The 24,435-nt window shown below is 59.0% G+C and carries 18 protein-coding genes, 3 tRNA genes and 1 pseudogene; 8 read left to right on the top strand and 14 right to left on the bottom strand.

Annotated features, from left to right (window positions below; translation table 11 throughout):
- Positions 1-14 precede the first annotated feature (14 nt).
- On the top strand, positions 15-1,076 hold the full coding sequence (locus MA884_RS24775; RefSeq protein WP_256232977.1) for an ABC transporter substrate-binding protein: 1,062 nt from the start codon (positions 15-17) through the stop codon (positions 1,074-1,076).
- A 136-nt stretch (positions 1,077-1,212) separates the two neighbouring features.
- Positions 1,213-2,532 carry a leucine-rich repeat-containing protein kinase family protein gene (locus MA884_RS24770; protein WP_256232976.1) on the top strand — a complete coding sequence of 440 codons (1,320 nt, stop codon included), beginning with the start codon at positions 1,213-1,215 and terminating at the stop codon, positions 2,530-2,532.
- 93 nt (positions 2,533-2,625) lie between these two features.
- Here MA884_RS24770 and MA884_RS24765 read toward each other — a convergent pair whose 3' ends face one another.
- A complete protein-coding gene (locus MA884_RS24765; RefSeq protein ID WP_092400591.1) occupies positions 2,626-3,330 on the bottom strand; it encodes a YebC/PmpR family DNA-binding transcriptional regulator in 705 nt (234 codons plus the stop codon).
- A 219-nt stretch (positions 3,331-3,549) separates the two neighbouring features.
- Here MA884_RS24765 and MA884_RS24760 point away from each other — a divergent pair, with 219 nt between their 5' ends.
- Positions 3,550-4,956 (top strand): type VI secretion system Vgr family protein, encoded by a 1,407-nt coding sequence (locus tag MA884_RS24760; RefSeq protein ID WP_256232975.1) that lies wholly within the window; start codon positions 3,550-3,552, stop codon positions 4,954-4,956.
- A gap of 175 nt (positions 4,957-5,131) precedes the next feature.
- Positions 5,132-5,680 carry a cytochrome b gene (locus MA884_RS24755; RefSeq protein WP_256232974.1) on the top strand — a complete coding sequence of 183 codons (549 nt, stop codon included), beginning with the start codon at positions 5,132-5,134 and terminating at the stop codon, positions 5,678-5,680.
- A gap of 6 nt (positions 5,681-5,686) precedes the next feature.
- On the opposite strand, the gene MA884_RS24750 is transcribed toward MA884_RS24755, so the two are convergent.
- Positions 5,687-6,595, bottom strand: coding sequence for a 1-aminocyclopropane-1-carboxylate deaminase/D-cysteine desulfhydrase (locus MA884_RS24750; RefSeq protein ID WP_256232973.1), 909 nt, complete (start codon positions 6,593-6,595; stop codon positions 5,687-5,689).
- Positions 6,596-6,795: 200 nt separating this feature from the next.
- Entirely contained in the window at positions 6,796-8,835 is a 2,040-nt protein-coding gene (locus MA884_RS24745; RefSeq protein WP_256232972.1) for an FAD-dependent oxidoreductase, read from the bottom strand.
- 208 nt (positions 8,836-9,043) lie between these two features.
- Here MA884_RS24745 and MA884_RS24740 point away from each other — a divergent pair, with 208 nt between their 5' ends.
- Both MA884_RS24740 and MA884_RS24735 read left to right on the top strand, forming a co-directional pair.
- Positions 9,044-10,174 carry a carbon-nitrogen hydrolase family protein gene (locus MA884_RS24740; protein WP_256232971.1) on the top strand — a complete coding sequence of 377 codons (1,131 nt, stop codon included), beginning with the start codon at positions 9,044-9,046 and terminating at the stop codon, positions 10,172-10,174.
- Between the two features lie 4 nt (positions 10,175-10,178).
- Positions 10,179-11,213, top strand: a pseudogene (locus MA884_RS24735) (AraC family transcriptional regulator); the annotation flags it as partial.
- Positions 11,214-11,482: 269 nt separating this feature from the next.
- On the opposite strand, the gene MA884_RS24730 reads toward MA884_RS24735, so the two are convergent.
- From MA884_RS24730 to MA884_RS24685, 10 genes are all read right to left on the bottom strand, one after another.
- Positions 11,483-12,394, bottom strand: coding sequence for a DUF2242 domain-containing protein (locus tag MA884_RS24730; RefSeq protein WP_256232969.1), 912 nt, complete (start codon positions 12,392-12,394; stop codon positions 11,483-11,485).
- Between the two features lie 221 nt (positions 12,395-12,615).
- Positions 12,616-14,487: a SurA N-terminal domain-containing protein gene (locus MA884_RS24725; RefSeq protein ID WP_256232968.1), complete on the bottom strand. Its 1,872-nt coding sequence runs from the start codon at positions 14,485-14,487 to the stop codon at positions 12,616-12,618.
- A gap of 225 nt (positions 14,488-14,712) precedes the next feature.
- On the bottom strand, positions 14,713-14,988 hold the full coding sequence (locus tag MA884_RS24720; RefSeq protein ID WP_047228496.1) for an HU family DNA-binding protein: 276 nt from the start codon (positions 14,986-14,988) through the stop codon (positions 14,713-14,715).
- Between the two features lie 149 nt (positions 14,989-15,137).
- Positions 15,138-17,534 carry an endopeptidase La gene (lon, locus tag MA884_RS24715; RefSeq protein WP_256232967.1) on the bottom strand — a complete coding sequence of 799 codons (2,397 nt, stop codon included), beginning with the start codon at positions 17,532-17,534 and terminating at the stop codon, positions 15,138-15,140.
- Between the two features lie 161 nt (positions 17,535-17,695).
- Positions 17,696-18,979 carry an ATP-dependent Clp protease ATP-binding subunit ClpX gene (gene clpX, locus MA884_RS24710; RefSeq protein ID WP_047228498.1) on the bottom strand — a complete coding sequence of 428 codons (1,284 nt, stop codon included), beginning with the start codon at positions 18,977-18,979 and terminating at the stop codon, positions 17,696-17,698.
- A 107-nt stretch (positions 18,980-19,086) separates the two neighbouring features.
- Positions 19,087-19,728 carry an ATP-dependent Clp endopeptidase proteolytic subunit ClpP gene (clpP, locus tag MA884_RS24705; RefSeq protein ID WP_256232966.1) on the bottom strand — a complete coding sequence of 214 codons (642 nt, stop codon included), beginning with the start codon at positions 19,726-19,728 and terminating at the stop codon, positions 19,087-19,089.
- A gap of 93 nt (positions 19,729-19,821) precedes the next feature.
- Positions 19,822-21,132 (bottom strand): trigger factor, encoded by a 1,311-nt coding sequence (gene tig / locus MA884_RS24700; protein WP_256232965.1) that lies wholly within the window; start codon positions 21,130-21,132, stop codon positions 19,822-19,824.
- Positions 21,133-21,555: 423 nt separating this feature from the next.
- A tRNA-Leu gene (locus tag MA884_RS24695) sits at positions 21,556-21,640 on the bottom strand.
- Positions 21,641-21,698: 58 nt separating this feature from the next.
- A tRNA-His gene (locus MA884_RS24690) sits at positions 21,699-21,774 on the bottom strand.
- A 41-nt stretch (positions 21,775-21,815) separates the two neighbouring features.
- Positions 21,816-21,892: transfer RNA gene (locus MA884_RS24685), tRNA-Arg, on the bottom strand.
- Positions 21,893-22,173: 281 nt separating this feature from the next.
- On the opposite strand from MA884_RS24685, the gene folD reads away from it, so the two are divergent.
- Together folD and pbpG are read left to right on the top strand one after the other, a co-directional pair.
- Complete coding sequence (folD, locus tag MA884_RS24680; protein ID WP_256232964.1) at positions 22,174-23,028, top strand: bifunctional methylenetetrahydrofolate dehydrogenase/methenyltetrahydrofolate cyclohydrolase FolD; 855 nt, start codon at positions 22,174-22,176, stop codon at positions 23,026-23,028.
- A 267-nt stretch (positions 23,029-23,295) separates the two neighbouring features.
- The gene (gene pbpG / locus MA884_RS24675; RefSeq protein WP_256232963.1) at positions 23,296-24,234 is read left to right on the top strand and encodes a D-alanyl-D-alanine endopeptidase; all 939 of its coding nucleotides are present in this window, start codon (positions 23,296-23,298) and stop codon (positions 24,232-24,234) included.
- Here pbpG and MA884_RS24670 read toward each other — a convergent pair.
- A partial coding sequence (locus tag MA884_RS24670; RefSeq protein WP_256232962.1) for a hypothetical protein occupies positions 24,171-24,435 on the bottom strand: 265 nt, incomplete at its 5' end. The two genes, pbpG and MA884_RS24670, sit on opposite strands and share 64 nt — an antisense overlap.

The raw sequence follows: 24,435 nt of genomic DNA, 5'->3' as shown, positions 1-24,435 counted from the left end.
GGAAGGTCGCGCCAATGAATAACGTCAAACGCACTGCACTGTTCGGTTTCTGCTCGTTGGGCTTCTCCTGCCTGGGCGCCCTGCTCCCGGTCACCCAGGCGCTGGCCGAGCCGACGCTTTACCTGGGGATGAACGGCGGGACCATGGAGCGGCTTTACGCCGACAAGGTCTTGCCGGCCTTCGAAAAAGCCAACAACGTCAAAGTGGTGATCGTGCCCGGCACCTCCGCCGACATACTGGCGAAAGTCCAGGCCAGTAAAGGCAACCCGCAAATGCACGTGATGTTCCTCGATGACGGCATCATGTACCGCGCCATTGCCATGGGGCTGTGCGACAAGCTTGAGGACAGTCCGCCCCTGGCCCAGATTCCGGTCAAGGGCCGCATCAAGGATCAAGCCGTGGCCGTCAGCCTCGGTGTCACGGGACTTGCCTACAACACACGGTTGTTCAAGGACAATGGCTGGAGCGCGCCCACCTCCTGGATGGACATGGCCGATCCGCGCTTCAAGGACAAACTGGTGTTCCAGTCGCTGGCCTCCTCGACCTTCGGCCTGCACGGCTTTTTGATGTTCAACCGGATCCAGGGCGGCAGCGAAGCCGACGTCGAACCGGGTTTCAAGGCCTGGCCAAACACCGTCGGACGCAACGTGCTGGAATATATCCCCAGCTCGGCAAAGATCTCCGAAATGCTGCAGACCGACGAAGCCGCGCTGTTCCCGTTGACGCCTACCCAAGTGACCGCGCTCAAACTCAAGGGCATGCCGGTCGAGTATGCGCAACCCAAGGAAGGCGCGGTGGTGCTCAACGTCGCTGAATGCGCCATCGCCCAGAACACCCAGCCTGAACTGGCGCAAAAGCTCGCCGCCTTCCTGCTGACGCCCGAGGCCCAGGCCATCGCCCTTGAAGAAGGCGACCAGATCCCGTCCAACCCCACTACACCGACCACCGACAAAACCCGCGGCCAGGTAGAGGCGATGAAGCAGTACCTGGAAACGGCGATTGCGGTGGATTGGGACCAGGTCAACGAGCAACGCCCGGCCTGGAACGCGCGATGGAACCGCAGCGTCGAGCGTTAGACACATTTGTGGGAGCAAGGCTTGCCTTGCTCCCACAGATAAATCCCTCGCCACAGGGTTTTGTGTTGGGCTGATTATTGGTTAACTGTGGGGCTTCGGGCTTTATGCCCGCCCCTTGATCAGCAGCGAACCTCTCATGCACACCCTCGCCCAACTGCGCGCCGGCCATCTGTCAGGCATCAAACGGCTGGATCTGTCCTGCGGCCTGACGCAGTTCCCCCGGGAGATTTTCGACCTGGCCGACTCGCTCGAAGTCCTCAATCTCAGCGGCAACCAGTTGGCTGCGCTGCCCGATGATCTGCATCAGCTGACCCACCTGCGAGTGTTGTTCTGCTCGGACAACCGCTTCATTGAATTGCCCGAATGCCTGGGCCGTTGCGCGGCATTGACCATGGTCGGCTTCAAGGCCAACCGCATCGAACGTGTGACGGGCGCTGCCCTGCCCCCGCTGCTGCGCTGGCTAATCCTGACGGACAACTGCGTCAGTCAGTTACCACAAGAGCTGGGCCAACGCCCGTACTTGCAAAAACTGATGCTGGCCGGCAACCGATTGCAGCAGTTACCCACGAGCCTGGGCCAGTGCCATCGTCTTGAACTGCTGCGCATCGCCGCCAACCAACTGACCGAGCTGCCGCAATGGTTGCTGGAGTTGCCAAGCCTGAGCTGGCTGGCCTATGCCGGCAATCCGTTGGAAACCCAGGCCAATGCCGACGTCCTGGCCGGGACGACGTCCATCGACTGGTCGCAACTGAACGTGCACCAACAGTTAGGCGAAGGCGCTTCGGGGGTGATTCATCAGGCGCGATGGCAACCACCGGGCCAGGTCGCGCGAAACGTTGCGCTCAAGCTGTACAAAGGCCAGATGACCAGCGACGGCTCTCCGTTGCATGAAATGCATGCCTGCATCACCGCAGGTCGGCACCCGAACCTGATTGACGTGCTGGGCCAGATCACCGGGCACCCCGAGCAACAGGCCGGATTGGTAATGGCGTTGATCGCGCCCAGCTACCGCAACCTGGCGGGGCTGCCGAGCCTGGAGTCCTGCACCCGCGACGTGTATGCCGATGCACTGCGTTTAAGCGCTCCCGTTGCCTTGCGCATCGCCCAGGGCATCGCCTCGGTGGCGGCACACCTGCACCGCCAGGGCATCACCCACGGTGATTTGTACGGGCACAATATTCTGTGCAATGAGCAAGGCGATTGCCTGTTGGGCGACTTTGGCGCAGCGTCTTTCCACGCCGCCACCGAGACCGTGCAAACCCGTGCGTTACAACGCATCGAAGTACGGGCGTTCGGGATTCTGCTGGGGGAACTGCTGGCGCGCATCGATCGGGAACTCGATGCCGAGGATATGGCACAGCTGCAGGATTTGCAGGCGCGCTGCTGTCAGCCAGAAGTGCTGGCGCGGCCGGGGTTTGAGGAGATTGAAACCTTGCTGGGCGAGTTGAAACACTGACCGTGGAAAGATCGCAGCCTCGCTTCGCTCGACAGCTCCTACGCCGCCGCGAGGGAGCAAGCTCCCTCGCCACAGGGGGTTGCAGGTCTTCGCTTAACCGGCCAACCCGACAAACATGTCCTGCACGTCGTCGTGATTGTCCAGGCCCTCAAGGAACGCCTCGACTTCGGCCATCTGCTCGTCCGTCAGGCCACTGACCGGGTTTTTCGGCTGGTAGCCGAGCTTGGCGGACAGCACGGTGAAACCTTGCTCCGGCAGCGCCTTCTGCACCGCATCAAGGTCGGAGGGATCTGTGAGAAACAGCGTCGCGCCGTCTTCGCCCGGCTCGAAATCCTGGGCACCGGCCTCGATAGCGGCCATTTCCGGATCGGCGTCCGGGCTGTCCGGGGAGGCCTCGATCATGCCGACATGGTTGAAGTCCCACGCGACCGAACCCGAGGCGCCCAACTGGCCCTTGCGGAACGCGACGCGAATCTCGGCAACGGTGCGGTTGATGTTATCGGTCACGCATTCGACGATCAGCGGCACCTGATGCGGTGCGAACCCTTCGTAGGTTACACGGTGGTATTGCACGGTTTCGCCGAGTTGGCCGGAACCTTTCTTGATTGCGCGCTCCAGGGTTTCGCGGGGCATCGAGGCCTTCTTCGCCTGTTCGACCACCAGCCGCAGGTGTGCATTGGTGGCGGTGTCAGCGCCGTTGCGCGCGGCAATGGTGATTTCCTTTACCAGTTTGCCGAATATCTTGCCCTTGGCATTGGCAGCCGCTTCTTTGTGTTTAACCTTCCACTGTGCGCCCATTACTCACTCTCTTGTCTGTCGCGCCGAGACATCTGCTGGCCGGCGCTGTGGCGCAAGTTTATACGGCCTAAACCGGCTGATCGACCAAAAAATCGTCCCTGATGAATCAACATTTCCCCAGCGTGTTGTAGGGAGTTTCTGAAAAAACGATTCGCCGCCCCCTTTCATCCCGTGGTTCCGTACTCTCATGACCTTCTCCCCCAGCAAGTAAGAACGGCGATGCGCAACGACACGGAAAGTCCCTTCAGCCTGACACTCACGCAAAGCAACTTGCGCCTGCAAGTACTGAGGTTCAACGGTCGCGAAGCCCTTAACCAGCCGTATCGCTTCGACCTTGAATTGATTGGCCTGGCGCCGCCGATCAATCCCGACACTCTGTTGGGCCAGCCAGCCTTCCTGCGACTGGATGGCGAATCCGGCGTGCATGCCATTGTGCAAAGCGTCGGCCTGACTTCTCAGGCATCGCATCGCATCGGCTATCGCTTGACGCTGGTTCCTTACCTCCAGCGCCTGGAACAGGGCCCGCGGCGGCGGGTTTTCTATCGGCTCAGCGTCGTACAGATACTGCATCGCCTGTTGGAAGACCACGCGTTACCTGCCCATAGTTACCGCTTCGATCTGCCCCATGGGCAGTACCCCAGCCGCCCGTTCTGTATCCAGTACGATGAGAGCGACCTGGAGTTGCTACACCGGTTGTGCGAAGAAGAAGGCATTCATTACCACTTCGAACACACACCTCATGATCATGTCCTGGTGTTCGCCGAAGACCCGAAAAGCTTCTGCGCGCGTCCGGTCGAACTGCCCCTGCGCCCCGATGCCGGCCAGCAGCCGGCCATCAAGCAGTTGTTCCAGCGTCACCACTCACTGGCGCCCGGCCTGCCGCTCGGGTGCAGTGATCGCGAGATAACCCAGGCCGGTGACAGCGCCGCGAACCACGCCTTCGAAGGTGAAAACCATGAGGCGATACGGGGCAATCCGGCGCTGGCTCATCGTTATCAGGCCGGCCGCCGGAAACTTGAGCGGCTGCGCTGTCGACAGCGGGAAATCCAAGGCCACAGCACCCACCCGGTCCTGCGCAGTGGCCATATCGTGCAGATCTGTGAACATCCGGTCTCCAACTTCAACGACCAATGGCTGATCACCGAAATCCAGCACCGCGGGCGGCAGTTTTCCATCCTTGAAACGAACCTGCCGCGCACACCGGCAACTCGGGACTACCGTAACCGGTTCTCGGCCATTCCATGGTCCACCGTCTTCAGGCCGGCCCTCAAGCACCCCAAGCCATGCATCCCCGGCTACCACCTGGCTCATGTGCTCGGCCCAGCCGGTCAGCCGGCCAGCCGCGATGAGCGCGGCCATGTCACCGTCAGCCTGTGGACGCCGGATAACGAAGGCATCACGCTGCCGGTGTCGCGACTGACGCTGAACGACGGCCCAGCCTTGATGGCCGGCAGCGAAGTGCTGGTGAGTTTTCTCGACGGCGACCCCGATCGGCCGGTGCTGTGCCTGGGGGGAGTCGATACCGGCGGAGGACAATCTCCTACGCCGCCGAAACCGGTGCAGGACCACAATGATGCGAGACCTCTATTGGATTGGCTCCTGAACCCGCCAGACCTGACGCCCTGACATCTCTGCTTGGTCCCGCACGGCTGCGCAACAGCCGCCGTCATGTGAATGCTTTGACCGGGATTTCATGCTGGCAAATGTGATCTGGCTCAAGCAAACCCAGCGAAAGGGGCTTACAGTAAAAAGCACAACGCCGCTCAAGACGGTGCTTTACCTGATGACTGGAGATACCTGCATGCCCTGGAAAAGCTCGGAAAACCGCTATAGCACCGTCACGGTCGCCTTGCACTGGCTGATGCTGATTCTGCTGGCCGTGGTTTATGCCTGCATCGAACTGCGAGGGATATTCCCCAAGGACAGTGACGGCCGAACCCTGATCAAGGAAGCGCACTTCATGCTCGGCCTGACGGTGTTCGTGCTGGTCTGGCTACGCCTGTTCGCCCGCAGCAGGGGGAAGGCTCCGGCCATTTTTCCCGCCTCGCCTGCCTGGCAGACCTTCCTTGCACACCTGATGCACTGGGCGTTGTACCTATTCATGATCGCCATGCCAGTGCTGGGTTGGCTGACCACCAGTGCCGGAGGGCATCAGGTGATGTTCTATGGTTTCGACTTGCCACTGCTGATCGATCAGGACAAAGACTTTGCCAAACAACTGAAGGGCTGGCATGAATTGGGGGGCACTATCGGCTACTGGCTGATTGGCCTGCATGCCCTGGCAGGGCTGTACCACCACTACATCGTGCGCGATAACACCCTGCTGCGGATGATGCCCAAACGCGGCTGACGCCGGTTATTCAAATCCTCGGCGGCCTTGCAAGCCGCCGGTGTGCACGAAAATCAAGCGGGTGCCGCGGGCAAACTGTCCGGCTTCGACCCGAGCCTTGAGCAACATCAACGCCTTGCCGGTGTACAACGGCTCCAGTTCGATGGCGGCGGTGGCCTGGATGAAGGCAACGAGCTCCGCGTCGACCCGGGCGAAGCCGCCACGGCTGCCGTCGAACAACTCATAACGCGCATTGCCAAGGCCGGCTTGCCCCACAATGCTCTCGACCTGCTGCGCCACGCCGTGGTCCTGAGGTACGGCCAATACACCGTAGACCGCACGCTGCCCCGCTTCGGCCAGCACCAGGCCTGCCAGTGAGGTTCCGGTACCACAGGCCAGCCACCAACCGTGATAATCCGCCCACCCCAACGCCGCCAATTGCTCACCGGCACTGGTCACCCAAGCCATGCAGCCTTGGGCACCGGGCAATCCTGAACCGCCCTCGGGCACCGGGTGCAAATGCGGATATTGCGCCTGCCAGGGCAGCCAGAAATCCGCGGCGTGCCGCCCTCGGTATCCGCCATAACCCAACCAGTGCAGATTCATGTCGAACGCTTTCAAGTCGAGGACCGTCGGCGTTTCCTGGGGATGGCCGCGCAGCAGCCCGACCGTTGGAAACCCGAAGCGCTTGCCCGCAGCGGCCAGCGCATGCAGATGGTTGGAGTAGGCACCGCCCAGGCTCATGACCCCCTTGGCACCGGCCTCATGAGCAGCGCGCACATGGTGAACCAGCTTGAACCACTTGTTGCCGCTGATCAGGGGGTCAATCTGGTCCAGACGCAACACCGCCACTTCAACTCCGGCACGGGTGAGCCAGTCCAGGTGAAGGGGTTCCAGGCGGGGCTGGGGGTGCCAGTCGAGGCAGGAAAGCAACATTGCAGCAGGCCGAATCGAGACGAGCCGCAAGCTTAACAGCTCGGTCGCGGATGACCTCAGTGTCTGTGTTCATTGCAACCCCTTGTGGGAGCGAGCCTGCTCGCGATAGCGGTGGGTCAGTAAACACTCATGCAACTGACTCATCGCTATCGCGAGCAGGCTCGCTTCCACAGTGGATCCAGGCGCGCAGATTCGGTTTCTTACAACTGCGCCGCCAATCGCGACCCCTGATTGATTGCCCGCTTGGCATCCAGCTCCGCCGCCACGTCGGCACCGCCGATGAGGTGGACAGTTTGCCCCGCCGCTTCCAGGCCTTGCTGCAACTCGCGCAACGGATCCTGGCCGGCGCAGATCACAATGTTGTCCACGGCCAGCAGTTGCGGCTCGCCGGCCTCACCGATACGAATGTGCAAGCCATCGTCGTCGATTTTCAGGTACTCGACGCTGTTGAGCATTTGCACCTGCTTGTTCTTCAGTCCCGTGCGGTGAATCCAGCCGGTGGTCTTGCCCAGGCCGTCGCCCACCTTGGACTTCTTGCGCTGCAGCAGGAACACCTGGCGCGCCGGGGCATGGGGCTCGGCCTTGATCCCGGCTACCCCGCCGCGAGCCTGGAGCCGGGTATCGATCCCCCATTCTTTCCAGAACGCTTCACGGTCCTGGCTGGTGGCAACCCCCTGATGGACCAGGAACTCCGACACGTCGAAGCCGATACCACCGGCGCCGATCACCGCGACACTGCGGCCCACCGGCTTGCGCTCCAGGATCACGTCCAGGTAGCTCAGCACCTTGGCATGCTCCACACCCGGGATCGCCGGCACTCGCGGGGCAATACCGGTGGCCAGGATGATCTCGTCGAAACCACCGGCCACCAATTGCGCCACATCCACCCGTGTGTTGAGGCACAGCTCGACGTTGCTGGTCTGCAGTTTGCGCTTGAAATAGCGCAGGGTTTCGAAGAATTCTTCCTTGCCTGGCACCCGCTTGGCGATGTTGAACTGGCCGCCAATCTCGCCGGCCGAATCGAACAGCGTCACCTGATGCCCCCGTTCGGCCGCCACGCTGGCTGCGGACAATCCGGCCGGGCCGGCACCGACCACAGCGATCTTTTTCACCTGGGTGACCGGCAAGTAATTGAGTTCGGTTTCATGGCACGCCCGTGGATTCACCAGGCAACTGGTGAGTTTGCCGCCGAAGGTATGGTCGAGGCAGGCCTGGTTGCAGCCGATGCAGGTGTTGATTTCATCCGCGCGCCCGGCGGCGGCCTTGTTGACGAACTCCGGATCGGCCAGGAACGGCCGCGCCATGGACACCATGTCGGCATCACCTTCGGCCAGGATCTGCTCGGCCACTTCCGGGGTGTTGATGCGGTTGGTGGTGATCAGAGGAATACTCACCGAACCGCGCAGTTTGGCGGTGACCTTGCTGAACGCCGCCCGCGGAACCTTGGTGGCGATGGTAGGAATCCGCGCCTCGTGCCAGCCGATACCGGTATTTATGATCGTCGCCCCGGCCTGCTCGATGGCTTTGGCCAATTGAACGATTTCGTCCCAGCTGCTGCCGCCTTCCACCAGGTCGAGCATCGACAGGCGAAAGATAATGATGAAGTTGGGGCCGACCGCCTCACGCACCCGACGCACGATTTCCACCGGCAGGCGCATGCGATTCTCGTAGCTGCCGCCCCAGCGATCGGTGCGGTGGTTGGTATGGGCCGCCAGGAACTGGTTAATGAAATAACCTTCCGAGCCCATGATCTCGACACCGTCGTACTCGGCTTTTTGCGCCAGGACCGAGCAAGTAACAAAATCGCTGATCTGTTTCTCGATACCCTCCTCGTCCAGCTCCTTGGGCTTGAACGGGTTGATCGGCGCCTGGATCGCGCTCGGCGCCACCTGCTTGGGGCTGTAGGCGTAGCGTCCGGCGTGGAGAATCTGCATGCAGATCTTGCCGCCGGCCTCATGTACGGCACGGGTAACAATCTGGTGTTTGAGGGCTTCTTCCTCGGTAGTCAGCTTGGCCGCGCCGGAGTACACGCCGCCCTCGTCGTTCGGCCCGATTCCGCCGGTGACCATCAGCCCCACGCCGCCACGCGCACGCTCGGCAAAATACGCCGCCATGCGCTCGAAACCACCGGGTTTTTCTTCAAGGCCTGTGTGCATCGACCCCATCAGGGTGCGGTTGCGCAACGTGGTAAAACCCAGGTCCAGCGGGGCCAGCAGGTGCGGGTAATGAGGGGCGGTCATCGATAACTCCACAACGGGCGATCACGGAAAAATGTGGAGGCTCTGCGGCTTCCATCAGTCATGCCAAACAGCCTAAGAGCCGAGAGGTGCGTGCTCAATGGCCGTAACTGACAACTTAATGATCCAAATGCGCAACGCCCCTTGGCAACACCCCATCGCGGGCCCTACCCTAGTCAATGAATCCGCACACGGCCGCTGACTGTTCCCCATGCGCAAACTTCTGTACCTACTGTTGTCACTGGCCTTGATTGCCGCCCTGATCACCTACGCATTGTGGACGGTGGATCGTCCGGCGGGTCATTACCTGTCAGACCTTCGCATCCATCTGGCGGTTGACCAGGGCACCCCCGCCGATCGAGGCAACTTGCTGGGCATCCAGCCTGAACTGTTCCCCACCGACTACCAGAACCCCGAACGCCTGCATCGCAAACTCGCGGCCTACCTGCAGGCCGCTCGTGACCAGGGTTTGCTCAATGATAAAACCGTCGTGGTGTTGCCCGAGCACATTGGCACCTGGCTGATGGTCAGCGGTGAAAAAGACGAGTTGTATCAGGCCGCCACGTTGAAGGAAGCCATGAATTGGCTGGCGGTCAGCAACCCGCTGGCGTTCATCCGTGCGCTGCTCAGCGCACAAGGTGACAGCCGACTGGACGATGCTTACCTGCGCATGAAAGCCGACACCATGGCCCGTGACTACCAGGCACTGTTCGGCGGGCTCGCCAAGGAGTTCGGCGTGACCCTGGTGGCCGGCTCCATCGTGCTGCCCGAGCCAAGTGTCAGCGATGGCGAACTGAAGGCGGGCCGCGGCGCGCTGTACAACAGTAGCCTGGTATTCGGCAGCGACGGTCGGCCGCTGGGCCAGCCACAGCGCCAACAGCATCCAGTGTTCGAGCAACAGGGCGTGCTTGGACCAGACCATCCGGACACCATCAGCGTCGTCGACACCCCTGCCGGTCGCCTGGGCGTGCTGATCGGCAGCGACAGTTGGTACCCGCTCCACTATCGGCAGCTTAATGAACAAGGTGCGCAACTGGTCGCGGTGCCTGCGTTCGTCAACGGTCGCGATGCTTGGGACAAGCCCTGGAGTGGCTATAAAGGGCTGCCCACGCCGAGCGAAGTCAGCCTCAAGCCTGGGGAAGTGAGTGAAGGCCAGGCCTGGCATCGCCTGACACTGACCAGTCAACCGCCCAGCAGCCAGGCCAGGGGCGGCGTCAGTGTGTTCCTGCGAGGTCAGTTCTGGGACAGCGGCAGCGCCGGGCGCAGCTTCATCAGTCATAACGGTGAGCATTTCTCCGACGGCGAAGCCCGTGGCGCCCGCCTGCTGAATCTATGGCTGTAACACCATGAAACCGCAACCGATGCGGCTGGGAGACCTGTCCGTAAGCTTCGTCCATAGTCTGGCCGATGCGGTGGCCAGCCATGGGCAAGATCCCCAGCCGTTGCTCGAACAATACGGTCTGGATGCCGCACGCCTGGCCGAGCCCGGGGCCCGTCTGTCGATCCCGCGCTACATGCGCCTGGGGCACGCGGCCATCCAACAGACCCAGGACCCTGCCTTGGGTTTGCGCATGGGCCAACTTAGTCGCTTGAGCCAGGCCGGGCTGGCGGGCGTGACTGCAGCCCAAGCGCCGACGGTGCGCGAAGCCGCGCGGTGCATGATCCGCTTTGAGCCGCTGTACGGCTCCAACTATCGCGGTCAGTCGAGTTTTCATGAGGACGCCCGAGGCGCGTGGCTGCGGTTCTATTCCATCAGCCCCTACAACGCCTACAACCGCTTCGTCGTGGATTCGATCATCGCCGGCTGGCTTGCGCAGTTGTCCTGCGTCAGTGGTGTCGCGTTGAGGGCTGAACGAATAGAAATCGAGTTCGAAGAACCGGCATACCTGGAAGCCTATCGCGCGGTCGGTGACTGCCCGATCCAGTTCGGAGCCGAACACAATCAGCTGCGCCTGGGGCTGGACAGTCTCGCCCAACGCAACCCCCAGCATTGCCCCGGCACCTGGCGACATCTGATTCAGCTGTGTGAACGGGAACTGGAGCAATTGACCCGCACCCGCAGCCTGCGCGAGCGCATCATCCAGCTGCTGGGGCCGTTGCTCAACGGTGGCCGGGAACCCGACCTGGAAGAAGTGGCGGCGCGTCTGAAGCTGCCAACCTGGACACTGCGTCGCAAACTGGCCGAAGAAGGCACGCAATTTCGCGCAATCCTCAACGACACCCGCCGCGACCTGGCCATGACCTACATTCGCGACACTGAACTGGCATTCGGCGAAATCGCTTACTTGCTGGGGTTCGCCTCAGCCGAGGCATTTCAACGCGCCTTCAAGCGCTGGAACAACCAGACCCCTGGAGAGTTTCGGCGCAGTCGTAGAAGCACTTAAGCTACAAGCTACAACTCCGTCGCATCCTCGGCGGGTTCCAAGGGATCGAGTTCGTACGCCTGATATTCCAGCAGCTCTTCCTGATAATCATCCATCTTGAATCCTTCCCATAACGTTGAAACCGATGCCTGATGGCGCTGGTATCAGCATAAAGCCGCTTTATGAACAAAACATGAAGTAAAAGCTTCATGAATTAAACGTAGCACAGCGTTGGGAAATTACTGTGCGCAGGTGTGGCAAGGGATTTCCACCCTTGCCACTGAGCATCAGGAAGCGGGAAGCGGCTGGATTGGCTCGGAAGGGGCCGGCAAAGCGCTGGCGGGTGGCGGTGTAATGGTTTGCGTCGAGGCTGGCTCGGATGATTCAGGCTCACTGGGTGCGATCGGCGCGGGCTCGGCTGGCGGCGCGACCGGCTCCGAGACGGCGGGAGAACTCTCGACTGGCGCGGGCGTGACCTCCTCTACCGGCGCGACAGGCGCTGGAGCAGCTTCGGGTGCGGGTTCCGGCCCTGTAGCCGGAGCAGGAGGTGGTATGGGCATCGCGGCAGGTTCTGGCGTAGAAACCGGTGACAACGCCGCCGGCTCGACCCGGGTTTCCGGAACGCCCAGCTCCGCTTGGGGTTTTTCGGCTTCTTCCACGGGTTTCTTTGCCTCGGGAGGCAGAAACAACTCCACGAGGGCAAAGAAGCGTTCATAGAATTTGGCCGACGCGACGGTTTCGCTGGCGACCTTGACCATCGAATCATCGGACGAACCGATCGGCATCGAAACCGATCCAAGCACCCCCACGCCCAGACTGGCGGAGTTGTTGGTTTTCTTCAGTGCATAACGGTCCTGCAAGGCATTGGCAAACATGGTCGCACGGTGCCCGGGACCACCGTCTTCAGCACAAACCAGATTGAAACTGATCTCCATATGGGTTTCGCCGGTCTGCTGAAAACTCTTGTGACCGCTGACCAGCTTCGGATCGCTGCTGGTAATGATGTAGCCCTGGCTGAGCAACGCCCGGCGTCCGGCTTCGCAGGTCGCTGCATCATTCACTGAATAGGAGCGCGAGAACGTACCGGAATCATCGAAGTTTTCATGCTCGTAAATAGCGGTTTTCTTCGACGAGCAACCGACTGCTGCGGCCAGCACCAGTGCGAGCCCGACGGTGCGCATATGAAATGATCTGAACATTGAACATCCTGAGGAAAACGATCCGGGCCGTATTGTGCAATAGAACGCTGGGAGGCAGCGTGGCTAATCTTGTCACAAAGGGGTTACAAGTCTACTGGGGGTTACAGGCCGGAAAAAGACGCGAACTCGATGGCCCGACGAAGATAGCGCCCGATGCAACACACAGACACAAAAAACCCGGCCTTTCGGCCGGGTCGTTCTGGGGCAAGCCATCAGGACACTTAGAAGCGCTCGATGTCCGCCTCACTTTCCAATTGCTTGCGGTAAGCAGCGAAGTCCTGCTGGCCGACACGAGAGGCGAGATAGCGTCGATACTGAGCCTTCTCCTCGTCAGTCGGCGCCGCCGCTTCGTTTACACCATTCAAACGCACGACCACCAAGCTGCCGTCGGGCAACGTCACACTGCTGAACGTCGGCTTGTCTTTCGACTCGGGCTTGGGCATCCGGAACAACGCCTGCAATACCGCCGGATCGATACCTTCCTGGCTGCGGGTCGCCGCTTCGATGACTTTCCAGCTCTGACCCTCGACAGGTGTGTCCAAGGCAGTCTTACCGTCGCGCAGACCGGCGATCAGCTCATCGGCCCGGGTCTTGGCCGCGGCGCTGGCGTGCTCCTTGGCCAGTTGAGTGCGAATGGCTCCATCCACGCTTTCCAGCGGCAGTTGCTCAGGCTTGCGGTGTTCTTTGGCACGCAGCACCACGACGGTTTCCGGGTCCAGCTCGATGGCGGTGCTGTTGGCCCCTTCATCCAGTACCTCCGGGCTGAACGCGGCGGTGATCACCGCGCGGTTGGCCGCGATCCCTTCCCCACCCTCACGGCCGAACGGCGCCGACGTGTGAACGGTCAATTTCAGGTCCTGGGCTGGCTGCGCCAGGTCGGAAGCTTCGAAGGAGGCATCCTCCAGTTGCTTGGTCGCCTCTACGAAACGCTGCTCAACCTGCTGGGTTTTCAGCTCGCGGACAAGCTTGTCCTTGAGGCTGGCAAACGTAGGCACTTCAGGCGCTTCGACACCCAGCAGCTTGATCAGGTGATAACCGAAATCGGTGCGCACCGGTGCCGAAACCTGATCCTTGCTCAAGGCATACAGCGCTTTCTCGAACTCCGGATCGTAGACGCCCGGACCGGCATAACCGAGGTCGCCGCCATTATTCGCGGAACCCGGGTCCTGGGAGAACTCTTTGGCCAAAGCCTCAAACGATTCGCCCTTGGCCAGGCGAGCCTGGATTTCTTCGATCTTCGCCTTGGCCTGGGCTTCGGTGACCTTGTCGTTCACCTCAATCAGGATATGCGCAGCCCGACGCTGTTCGGACAGGTTGGCGATTTCTTTCTGATAGGCCGCTTGCAGATCTTCGTCCTTGACGCTGACCTGATCGAAGAAGGAGGCCTTCTTCAGCTCAAGGTAGTCGATGACCACCTGATCGGGCGTCATGAACTCCTTGGCGTGTTTGTCGTAGTAAGCCTTGACCTCATCGTCGGTCAGCTTCACCGCCGACGGGTCGGCCTTGATATTCAAGGTGGCGAAATCACGGGTCTGTTTTTCCAGACGGGCAAAGGCCAACACCTGGGTATCGGTGACGAATCCACTGCCAGCCAGACCTGCGCGCAACTGACCGATCAGCATTTCCTGAGCCAGCATCTGGCGAAACTGCATGCGGCTGTAACCCAGTTGGCGGATCACCTGGTCGAAACGCTCGGCGCTGAATTTGCCATCGACCTGAAACTCAGGCGTTTGCAGGATCACCTGATCCAACGCAGCTTCAGAGAAAGCAAATTTCGAATCCTGTGCGCCTTGCAGCAACAGCTTGCGATCGATCAGGCCCTTGAGCGCCGAGTCGCGCAGCATCTTTTCGTCCAGCAACGAAGCATCGAAATCCTTACCCAGTTGCTGCATGAGCTGACGGCGTTGCATGTCGACCGCCTGGCTCAGCTCGTTCTGGCTGATTTCTTCACCGTTGACCTTGGCCGCGTCATTGCTGTTGGTGGTGGCTTGAAAAATGGCATCGAAACCGGTCAACGCCATCAATACGACGATGACCCCGATGATGGTTTTGGCAATCCAGCCTTGTGAATTGTCCCTGATATTCTGCAGCATGCGTCCCCCAGAAACGGTTGAACTTCAAATTTAGGCAACCGTGGAGCGTGGGTAGAATCCGGATAGAAGAAAGGCGCATCCGAGGATGCGCCTTCTCGTAACTGGCGGAGCGGACCGGACTCAAACCCGCGAGTCCTGGCGTGACACACCGGCTACAAACCGGCTGTATGACCGCTCCGCTGCCAAGCCAGGCATGACCCCGACCCGGATAAACTCGGTAAAACCTTAGTCGTTAACAGCTTCTTTCAATGCCTTGCCAGCCTTGAAACCAGGCTTCTTGGCAGCAGGGATTTCCAGCGTCTGGCCGGTCTGCGGGTTGCGGCCTGTGCGTGCTGGGCGATCGGTCACGGAGAAGGTGCCGAAACCAACCAGAACAACGGAGTCGCCGGCCTTGAGAGCGCCAGTGACGGATTCGATCACAGCGTCCAGCGCACGGCCAGCAGCAGCTTTCGGGATATCAGCGGATGCAGCGATAGCATCAATCAGTTCCGACTTGTTCACTCTAAGTCCCCTTATATCTATTTTGAGATGATTCTAAGTTTTTTTGGTGAAAGCAAAAACGAGTGCTGAATGGCCTACAGACACTTAAGAGCCGCTTTATAACAAGGGCTCTAAAAAACTGTCAAGGAAGCCCCCCAAGCAAATACGTATTAATGCGTGCTAATTCTTTCCTTAGAGTCAGACTCTCGCTTATCGTCCTTCGCGACTATCTCTGGAGCCACATCCGGCAAGGGCTCCGGCGCGTATTGCAGCGCAATTTGCAGGACCTCGTCAATCCATTTAACCGGTTTGATCTGAAGATCCTGCTTAATGTTGTCAGGAATCTCCTTCAGATCGCGGACATTCTCTTCAGGAATGATCACGGTCTTGATCCCGCCACGGTGAGCCGCCAGCAGTTTTTCCTTCAGGCCGCCAATGGCCAATACCTGGCCACGCAGAGTGATTTCACCGGTCATGGCGACATCGGCACGCACCGGAATGCCGGTCAGCGCAGAGACCAGGGCCGTACACATGCCCACGCCGGCGCTAGGGCCGTCCTTGGGCGTAGCCCCTTCTGGCATATGGATATGGGTGTCGCGCTTCTCATGGAAGTCCAGGGGAATGCCCAGGCTCCTGGCGCGGCTGCGCACTACCGTCAGCGCCGCGGTGATCGACTCGACCATCACATCGCCCAGCGAACCGGTCTTGATCAGTTGACCCTTGCCCGGCACCACGGCTGCTTCAATAGTCAGCAACTCACCACCGACCTGAGTCCACGCAAGGCCGGTCACCTGGCCAATCTGATCCTGCTGCTCGGCGAGGCCGTAGCGGAATTTGCGCACACCCAGGAAGTGCTCCAGCAGGTCTGCTGTAACCTTGACCGCGAAGCGTTTTTCCAGCGCATGCTCTTTGACCGCCTTACGGCAGACCTTGGCAATTTGCCGCTCCAGACCACGCACACCGGCCTCGCGGGTGTAGTAGCGGATAATGTCGCGAATCGCTTCCTCGTCAAATTCCAGCTCGCCTTTTTTCAGGCCGTTGGCCTGGATCTGCTTGGGCGAAAGGTATTTGACGGCGATGTTGATCTTCTCGTCTTCGGTGTAACCCGGCAGACGGATCACCTCCATCCGGTCCAGCAGTGCTGGCGGAATGTTCATGGAGTTGGAGGTGCAGAGGAACATCACGTCCGACAGGTCGTAGTCGACCTCCAGATAGTGATCGTTGAAATTGTGATTCTGCTCCGGATCGAGCACTTCGAGCAGCGCAGAAGCGGGATCGCCGCGCATATCGCTGCCCATCTTGTCGATTTCATCCAAAAGAAACAGCGGATTGCGCACGCCGACCTTCGTCATCTTTTGAATCAATCTTCCTGGCATCGAGCCGATGTAAGTGCGGCGATGACCACGAATTTCCGCTTCATCGCGCACGCCACCGAGGGCCATGCGCACGAATTTCCGATTGGTCGCGTGGGCAATCGACTCGGCCAGCGATGTTTTACCGACCCCTGGAGGCCCTACCAGGCACAAAACCGGGCCGCGGATTTTCTTCACGCGCTTTTGCACGGCGAGGTATTCGAGAATGCGCTCCTTGACCTCTTCCAGACCGTAATGGTCGGCGTCGAGAATGTCTTCGGCACGAGCCAGGTCCAGACGCACCTTGCTCTGGGCTTTCCAAGGCACCTGGACCAGCCAGTCGATATAGGTACGCACCACGGTGGCTTCGGCAGACATCGGCGACATTTGCTTGAGCTTGTTCAACTCCGCCTGGGCCTTGGCAAGCGCATCCTTGGGCAGACCGGCAGCATCGATGCGCTTTTTCAGGTCTTCGATTTCATTGTGCCCTTCGTCACCGTCGCCAAGCTCCTTCTGAATGGCCTTCATCTGCTCATTCAGGTAGTACTCGCGCTGGCTGCGCTCCATCTGTTTCTTGACGCGGCCACGAATGCGCTTCTCGACCTGGAGCAGATCAATTTCGCCATCAAGCAATGCCAGCACGTGTTCGACACGGGCCGACAGATCGATGATTTCGAGGATTTCCTGCTTCTGCTCGATCTTGAGGGCCATGTGGGCCGCCATCGTATCGACCAGCCGCCCAGGTTCGTCGATGCTGTTAAGCGACGACAGGACCTCAGCAGGCACCTTCTTGCCCAACTGCACGTATTGTTCGAACTGCGACAAAAGACTGCGGACAAACACTTCAGACTCGCGCTCAGGCGCGTCCACTTCGTCGATCAGCGACACTTCGGCCCGGCAATGGCCGTCCACTTCGCTGAAACGCTCGACCGTGCCCCGCTGCTCGCCTTCGACCAGTACCTTGACGGTGCCGTCGGGCAGCTTGAGCAGCTGCAGAACCGTTGCAATTGTGCCCACGCGATAAAGTGCGCCTTCGCCGGGATCATCGTCAGCAGGATTTCTCTGCGCCAACAGAAGAATCTGCTTGTCACCCGTCATCGCAGCCTCGAGAGCTTCGATAGACTTCTCGCGCCCCACGAACAGCGGGATAACCATGTGCGGATACACCACGACATCACGCAATGGCAGGAGAGGCAATTCGATGGTTGTCTTCATGATTTCGCCTCTACGGCGGCCACAAGGCCGGAAACAGATGGAATTAAGCTTGAAACCAAGATGGGGGCAGCCTTGAAAAAAAACAAGCGCAAAGACACGTCTAAAACGCGCAAAAAGCAAAGGGGCCCGAAGGCCCCTTCTTTATTCCGACACCGGGACGCTTAAGCGTCCGGCGCGGCCTTGGCAGCCGGCTCTTTGTTTTCGTAGATATACAAAGGCTTGGACTTACCTTCTATAACGCTCTCGTCGATCACGACTTTACTCACCTCCGACTGCGAGGGAATCTCATACATCGTGTCGAGCAATACGCCTTCCAGAATCGAGCGCAACCCACGGGCACCGGTTTTACGTTCCAGGGCTCGTTTGGCGACCGATTTCAGCGCGTCGGAACGGAACTCCAGGTCTACACCTTCCATCTCGAACAGCTTGGCATATTGCTTGGTCAGGGCATTCTTCGGCTCGGTCAGAATCTGCATCAATGCAGCTTCATCCAACTCGTCCAGTGTAGCCAGGACCGGCAAGCGACCCACGAATTCCGGGATCAGCCCGAACTTGACCAGATCATCAGGTTCGACTTCACGCAGGGATTCACCGACCTTCTTACCCTCTTCCTTGCTGCGCACTTCGGCATTGAAACCAATACCGCCACGGGTGGAACGGTTCTGAATAACCTTTTCCAGGCCGGAGAATGCGCCGCCGCAGATGAACAGGATGTTACGCGTGTCGACTTGCAGGAACTCCTGCTGCGGATGCTTGCGACCACCCTGAGGCGGAACGGAAGCGACCGTGCCTTCAATCAACTTGAGCAAGGCCTGCTGCACGCCCTCGCCTGAAACATCCCGGGTGATGGAAGGGTTGTCGGACTTGCGGGAAATCTTGTCGATTTCGTCGATGTAGACAATACCCATCTGGGCCTTTTCCACATCGTAATCACACTTCTGCAACAGTTTCTGAATAATGTTCTCAACATCCTCCCCCACATAACCCGCCTCAGTGAGGGTGGTTGCGTCGGCGATGGTGAATGGAACGTTCAGCAAACGGGCCAGCGTTTCAGCAAGCAGGGTTTTACCCGAGCCTGTCGGGCCGATCAGCAGGATGTTGCTCTTGCCGAGTTCGACCTCGTCATTCTTTTTGTCACGTTGGTTCAGGCGCTTGTAGTGGTTGTACACCGCTACGGCCAATACCTTTTTCGCGCGTTCCTGACCAATGACATATTGATCAAGGATGCCGCTGATTTCTTTAGGCGAAGGCAACTTATGCGCGCTGCTTTCGGCCTGGGCTTCCTGCACCTCCTCGCGGATGATGTCATTGCACAGGTCGACGCACTCGTCGCAAATGAAGACCGAGGGGCCGGCAATCAATTTGCGTACTTCATGCTGGCTTTTGCCACAGAAGGAGCAATAAAGCAGTTTGCCGTTGTCCTCGCCGTTGCGGGTGTCAGTCATTCGATCGATCCAAATCCGATAGGCTTGCAACACAAGATGAAGGCAATTGCGGGCTTTTTCAAGCCCGCAGGCGGCCGGTCATCCCAACCACCTGCATTTTGAGCGGCTTAGGCAGGCATTTGACGCTTGTTGATCACAGAGTCGATCAGGCCATATTCGGCCGCACGCTCAGCGCTCATGAAGTTGTCACGCTCGGTGTCACGCTCGATGGTTTCGAGGCTTTGGCCGGTGTGATGGGCCAGCAACGAGTTCAGGCGCGAACGAATGTGCAGGATTTCCTTGGCATGGATGTCGATGTCCGACGCCTGCCCCTGGAAACCACCCAACGGCTGGTGAATCATCATGCGCGAATTAGGCAGGCAGTGACGCTTCCCCGCCGCGCCACCGGCGAGCAGGAATGCGCCCATGCTGCAGGCCTGGCCGATGCAGATGGTGGAAACGTCGGGCTTGATGAACTGCATGGTGTCGTAGATCGACATACCTGCCGTCACCGAGCCGCCAGGTGAATTGATGTACAGATGGATATCCTTGTCCGGGTTTTCCGCTTCAAGGAACAGCAGTTGCGCCGCAACCAGGTTGGCCATGTAGTCTTCAACGGGACCGATCAGGAAAATGACGCGTTCCTTGAGCAGACGCGAATAGATGTCATAGGCACGCTCGCCACGGGCAGACTGCTCGATAACCATCGGGACCAGGCCGCCTGCGGCCTGGATGTCAGAGTTCTGCTGATAAAAAGAATTGCGGGACATGTCTCGCAGTCACTCCCAAATAGTTATGTCTTGAATACGCATAAGCCAGCGCGAAGGCTGGCTTATGGGTGTGTATTTCTTACCGCAGAACAATCAATCGGCTTGTGGAGCTTCCACCGGCTTGACCGCTTCTTCGTAAGAGACCGCTTTATCGGTCACGCTAGCTTTCTGCAGAACAGTATCCACAACTTGTTCTTCCAGCACAACCGAACGGACTTCGTTCAGCTGTTGGTCGTTCTTGTAGTACCAGGACACGACTTGCTCAGGCTCCTGGTAGGCCGAAGCCATTTCCTGGATCAGCTCGCGAACGCGGGCTTCGTCAGGCTTGAGTTCGAACTGCTTGACCACTTCAGCAACGATCAGGCCCAGCACAACGCGGCGCTTGGCTTGTTCTTCGAACAGCTCAGCCGGCAGCTGGTCCGGCTTGATGTTGCCGCCGAACTGTTGAACAGCCTGTACACGCAGACGGTTCACTTCGTTGTCCAGCAAAGCCTTTGGCACTTCGATCGGGTTGGAGGCCAGCAGACCGTCCATGACCTGGTTCTTGACCTTGGACTTGATGGCCTGACGCAGTTCACGCTCCATGTTCTTGCGAACTTCGGCGCGAAAACCTTCCAGACCGGTTTCCTTGATGCCGAACTGAGTGAAGAACTCTTCGTTCAACTCTGGCAGTTTTGGCTCGGAAACGCTGTTGACGGTCACAGTGAACTCGGCGGCTTTACCAGCCAGGTCCAGGTTCTGATAATCCTCAGGGAAGGTCAGGTTCAGAACGCGCTCTTCACCGGCCTTGGCGCCAACCAGGCCATCTTCAAAGCCAGGGATCATGCGGCCGGAGCCCAGCACCAACTGAGTAGCCTTGGCAGAACCACCAGCGAACACTTCACCGTCGACCTTGCCGACGAAATCGATGTTCAGCTGATCTTCGTTCTGGGCGGCACGATCGGCCACTTCGAAACGGGTATTCTGCTTGCGCAGGATGTCCAGCATCTTGTCCAGGTCGGCATCCGAAACATCGGCGCTCAGACGCTCGACGGAGATGGACTCGAAACCGGCAACCGTGAACTCAGGGAACACTTCGAACGTGGCGATGAATTCCAGGTCCTTACCCTTTTCCAGCACTTTAGGCTCGACGGACGGAGCGCCGGCCGGGTTCAGCTTCTGCTCGACGACCGCTTCGTAGAACGAAGACTGGATCACGTCGCCCACGGCTTCCTGACGCGCATCAGCTTCGTAACGCTGGCGAATCACGCTCATTGGCACTTTGCCTGGGCGAAAACCTGGGATTTTGGCCTTTTGGGCAGTCTGCTGCAGACGCTTGTTGACCTGAGTCTCGATGCGCTCAGCCGGCACGGTGATGCTCATGCGGCGCTCAAGAGCAGAAGTATTTTCAACAGAAACTTGCATGGATATTCCTCGTTGCACAGACGTTGGCCGGGCGTTTCCGACCCCAGAATCAAGGGCATGCATTCTAGTAGGTCAAACTCAAGAAGTCACCCTACTGAAAGAAGGCTGGAAACTGGCGCCGGATTTAGGGGCGGACATACGGTCATGTCTCGCCCGGTTTGCAAATACAGCTGATCATTGCAAGGCTCTGGGCCAGCGCTTCTATATATAGAAGCGACAAACCCGCGCACCCGGCATCCGGTCTCGCGAGGAGACCGACGGGCATGCCGCGTATCATCACGAAACACAATCGCGATGACCCAAGCGCCCCACACACCCCCCGAACCAGGGCTGGCGATACAACAAAAAAAAACGTAGAAACAAAAACGGCGCAGCCCTCTTCAGGTACTGCGCCGTTCTCTGCTATTTAAATAGCGACTTGTATGGTGCGGACGGAGAGACTCGAACTCTCACACCTTGCGGCGCTGGAACCTAAATCCAGTGTGTCTACCAATTCCACCACATCCGCGTATCAAGCTTTTAAAGCAAAGGCGCCAGATTGTTAAATCTGGCGCCTCTCTAGAATATGGGGTGGACGATGGGGATCGAACCCACGACAACGGGAGTCACAATCCCGTGCTCTACCAACTGAGCTACGCCCACCATATTGCCTTGCTGCCTTACTTGTGCCAAAGCTGCCTAATTGGCGCACCCGGCAGGACTCGAACCTGCGACCATCCGCTTAGAAGGCGGATGCTCTATCCAGCTGAGCTACGGGCGCCTTTTTAATCTGTATTCTTGGACGATTACAAACTAAGTGCTTTCAGTGTTACCGAGTTAAAACAACTCACTCCGCTCCACCTTCTTAACCAGTGCTAGGCTGTGCCCGACAAGTGCGACGAATGTTATAGACGGCCTGATAGGTCGTCAACTCTTTTTTAAAAAAAATTCATTTAATTAAAGGGGTTAGGGGAATTTGCAGACCAAGCGCCTTTGCCCTCACGCCTCGGCATGCGAGAATGCGTTCTCTTTTTTTCCCCTCTCGATGGTTAACCACGCGCAATGACTGCACAACTTATCGACGGCAAATCGATCGCCGCCAGCCTGCGCCAGCAGATCGCCCAACGAGTCAACGAGCGCCGCCAGCAAGGCCTGCGCACGCCCGGCCTTGCGGTGATCCTGGTCGGCAGCGATCCTGCCTCTCAGGTTTATGTCTCGCACAAGCGTAAAGACTGTGAAGAGGTCGGCTTCCTTTCCCAGGCCTACGACCTGCCTTCCGAAACCACTCAACAAGCGTTGGCCGATCTGATCGATCGCCTGAACGACGACCCGAACATCGACGGCGTTCTGCTCCAACTGCCCCTGCCTGAACACCTCGACGCCTCCAAACTGCTGGAACGCATCCGCCCGGACAAAGATGTCGACGGCTTCCATCCTTATAATGTCGGCCGCCTGGCCCAGCGTATCCCGCTGCTGCGCCCCTGCACTCCCAAAGGCATCATGACGTTGCTGGAAAGCACCGGCGTGGACCTTTACGGCCTCGATGCCGTGGTTGTTGGCGCGTCCAACATCGTTGGCCGTCCGATGGCCATGGAACTGCTGCTGGCCGGCTGCACCGTCACCGTGACCCATCGCTTTACCAAGGACCTGGCTGGACACGTCGGTCGCGCCGACCTGGTGGTGGTTGCCGCCGGCAAGCCTGGCCTGGTGAAGGGCGAGTGGATCAAGGAGGGCGCCATCGTCATCGATGTGGGTATCAACCGCCAGGACGATGGCAAGCTGGTTGGCGACGTAATCTACGAAACCGCCCTGCCCCGCGCAGGCTGGATCACCCCGGTCCCTGGCGGTGTAGGCCCGATGACCCGCGCCTGCCTCCTGGAAAACACCTTGTATGCGGCGGAGACGCTGCATAGCTGATACGCCTTTCAGCCCAGCTCCAAACCCAGTGGGAGCGAGCCTGTTCGCGATAGCGCTGTATCAGCCCTCATCAATGTTGACTGACACACCGCTATCGCAAGCGGCCTCGCTCCCACAGGCGTTTTTGGGCCCTTCATTAAACTTTATTTAATCGCAAGCCCCGGCGGTACAGGCATATAGCGTTGTCCTCGCCCATACTCATAAAATGCAGCGCTTTTTAACAAGCCATTGCTGCACGGCACCTTCAACTCTATCGAGTCTACTCGCGTGAAAATCCGTCTTTCGATCCTCAGCCTGTTCATCGCTTTCACAGGTACCTTTATCACGCAAAATGTCGACGCGCAGGAAACCATCGCCACCCCACGAGACACCTCAAAACTGCAAGTCGCCTCGGGCAGCGCGATACTCTTGGACTTGCAGACGGATAAAGTCGTTTATGCCAGCAATCCTGACGTGGTGGTGCCCATTGCTTCGGTGACTAAACTGATGACCGGCCTGATCGTGCTGGATGCCAGACAGGATCTGAATGAATACATCTCCATGACCATCGCCAATACACCGGAGATGAAGGGCGTATTTTCCCGGGTCAAGCTCAACAGCGAACTGTCACGCCGTGACGCACTGCTGATCGCCCTGATGTCGTCGGAAAACCGCGCCGCCGCCAGCCTCGCCCATCACTACCCGGGCGGTTACGCCGCGTTCATCGCCGCCATGAACGCCAAGGCAAAGGCGCTGGGCATGACCAGCACGCACTATGTCGAGCCCACAGGCCTGTCGATTCATAACGTTTCCACCGCCAGGGACCTGACCAAACTGCTGATCGCGGCCCGCAAATATCCATTGCTGAGCGAACTGAGTACCACCAAGGAAAAGACCGTAACCTTCCGCAAGCCGGCTTATAGCCTGGGTTTTCGCAACACCGACCACCTGGTCCACAAGGCCGGCTGGGACATCCAACTGACCAAGACCGGCTTTACCAATCAGGCCGGCCACTGCCTGGTGCTGGTGACGAAGATGGGCAATCGACCGATGGCTCTGGTGGTGCTGGATGCGTTCGGTAAATACACCCACTTCGCCGACGCCAGCCGGATCCGTAGCTGGGTGGAAACCGGCAAAAGCGCCAGCGTTCCTGCCGTTGCGCTTCAATACAAGGCCGCCAAGAACCTCAAGAGCCGCCAAACCGGTGTAGTCGAGGCGTCCAAGTAAATTAGCCTGACAAAAAGCCCCGCTTCAGCGTAATGCTGTTCACTTAGGAAAAACGGTGCTTGTTTCAGAAATGAAAAGCGCCGTTTTTTTTGCTGCTCGCCTTTTTCCAGGCGGGAGTGTGCATATCCGTTGCTGCGGTAGCGGCTGCTTAGGGTTCCGCCCTGACGGCGGCTCACTTTTGAAAATCCGGAAGCCGGCCCA

This window comes from Pseudomonas sp. Q11, assembly GCF_024494355.1.
Lineage (GTDB): Bacteria > Pseudomonadota > Gammaproteobacteria > Pseudomonadales > Pseudomonadaceae > Aquipseudomonas > Aquipseudomonas hefeiensis.
Note: the sequence above shows the minus strand (reverse complement) of the source record. Positions and strands in the feature narration are given on the sequence as shown.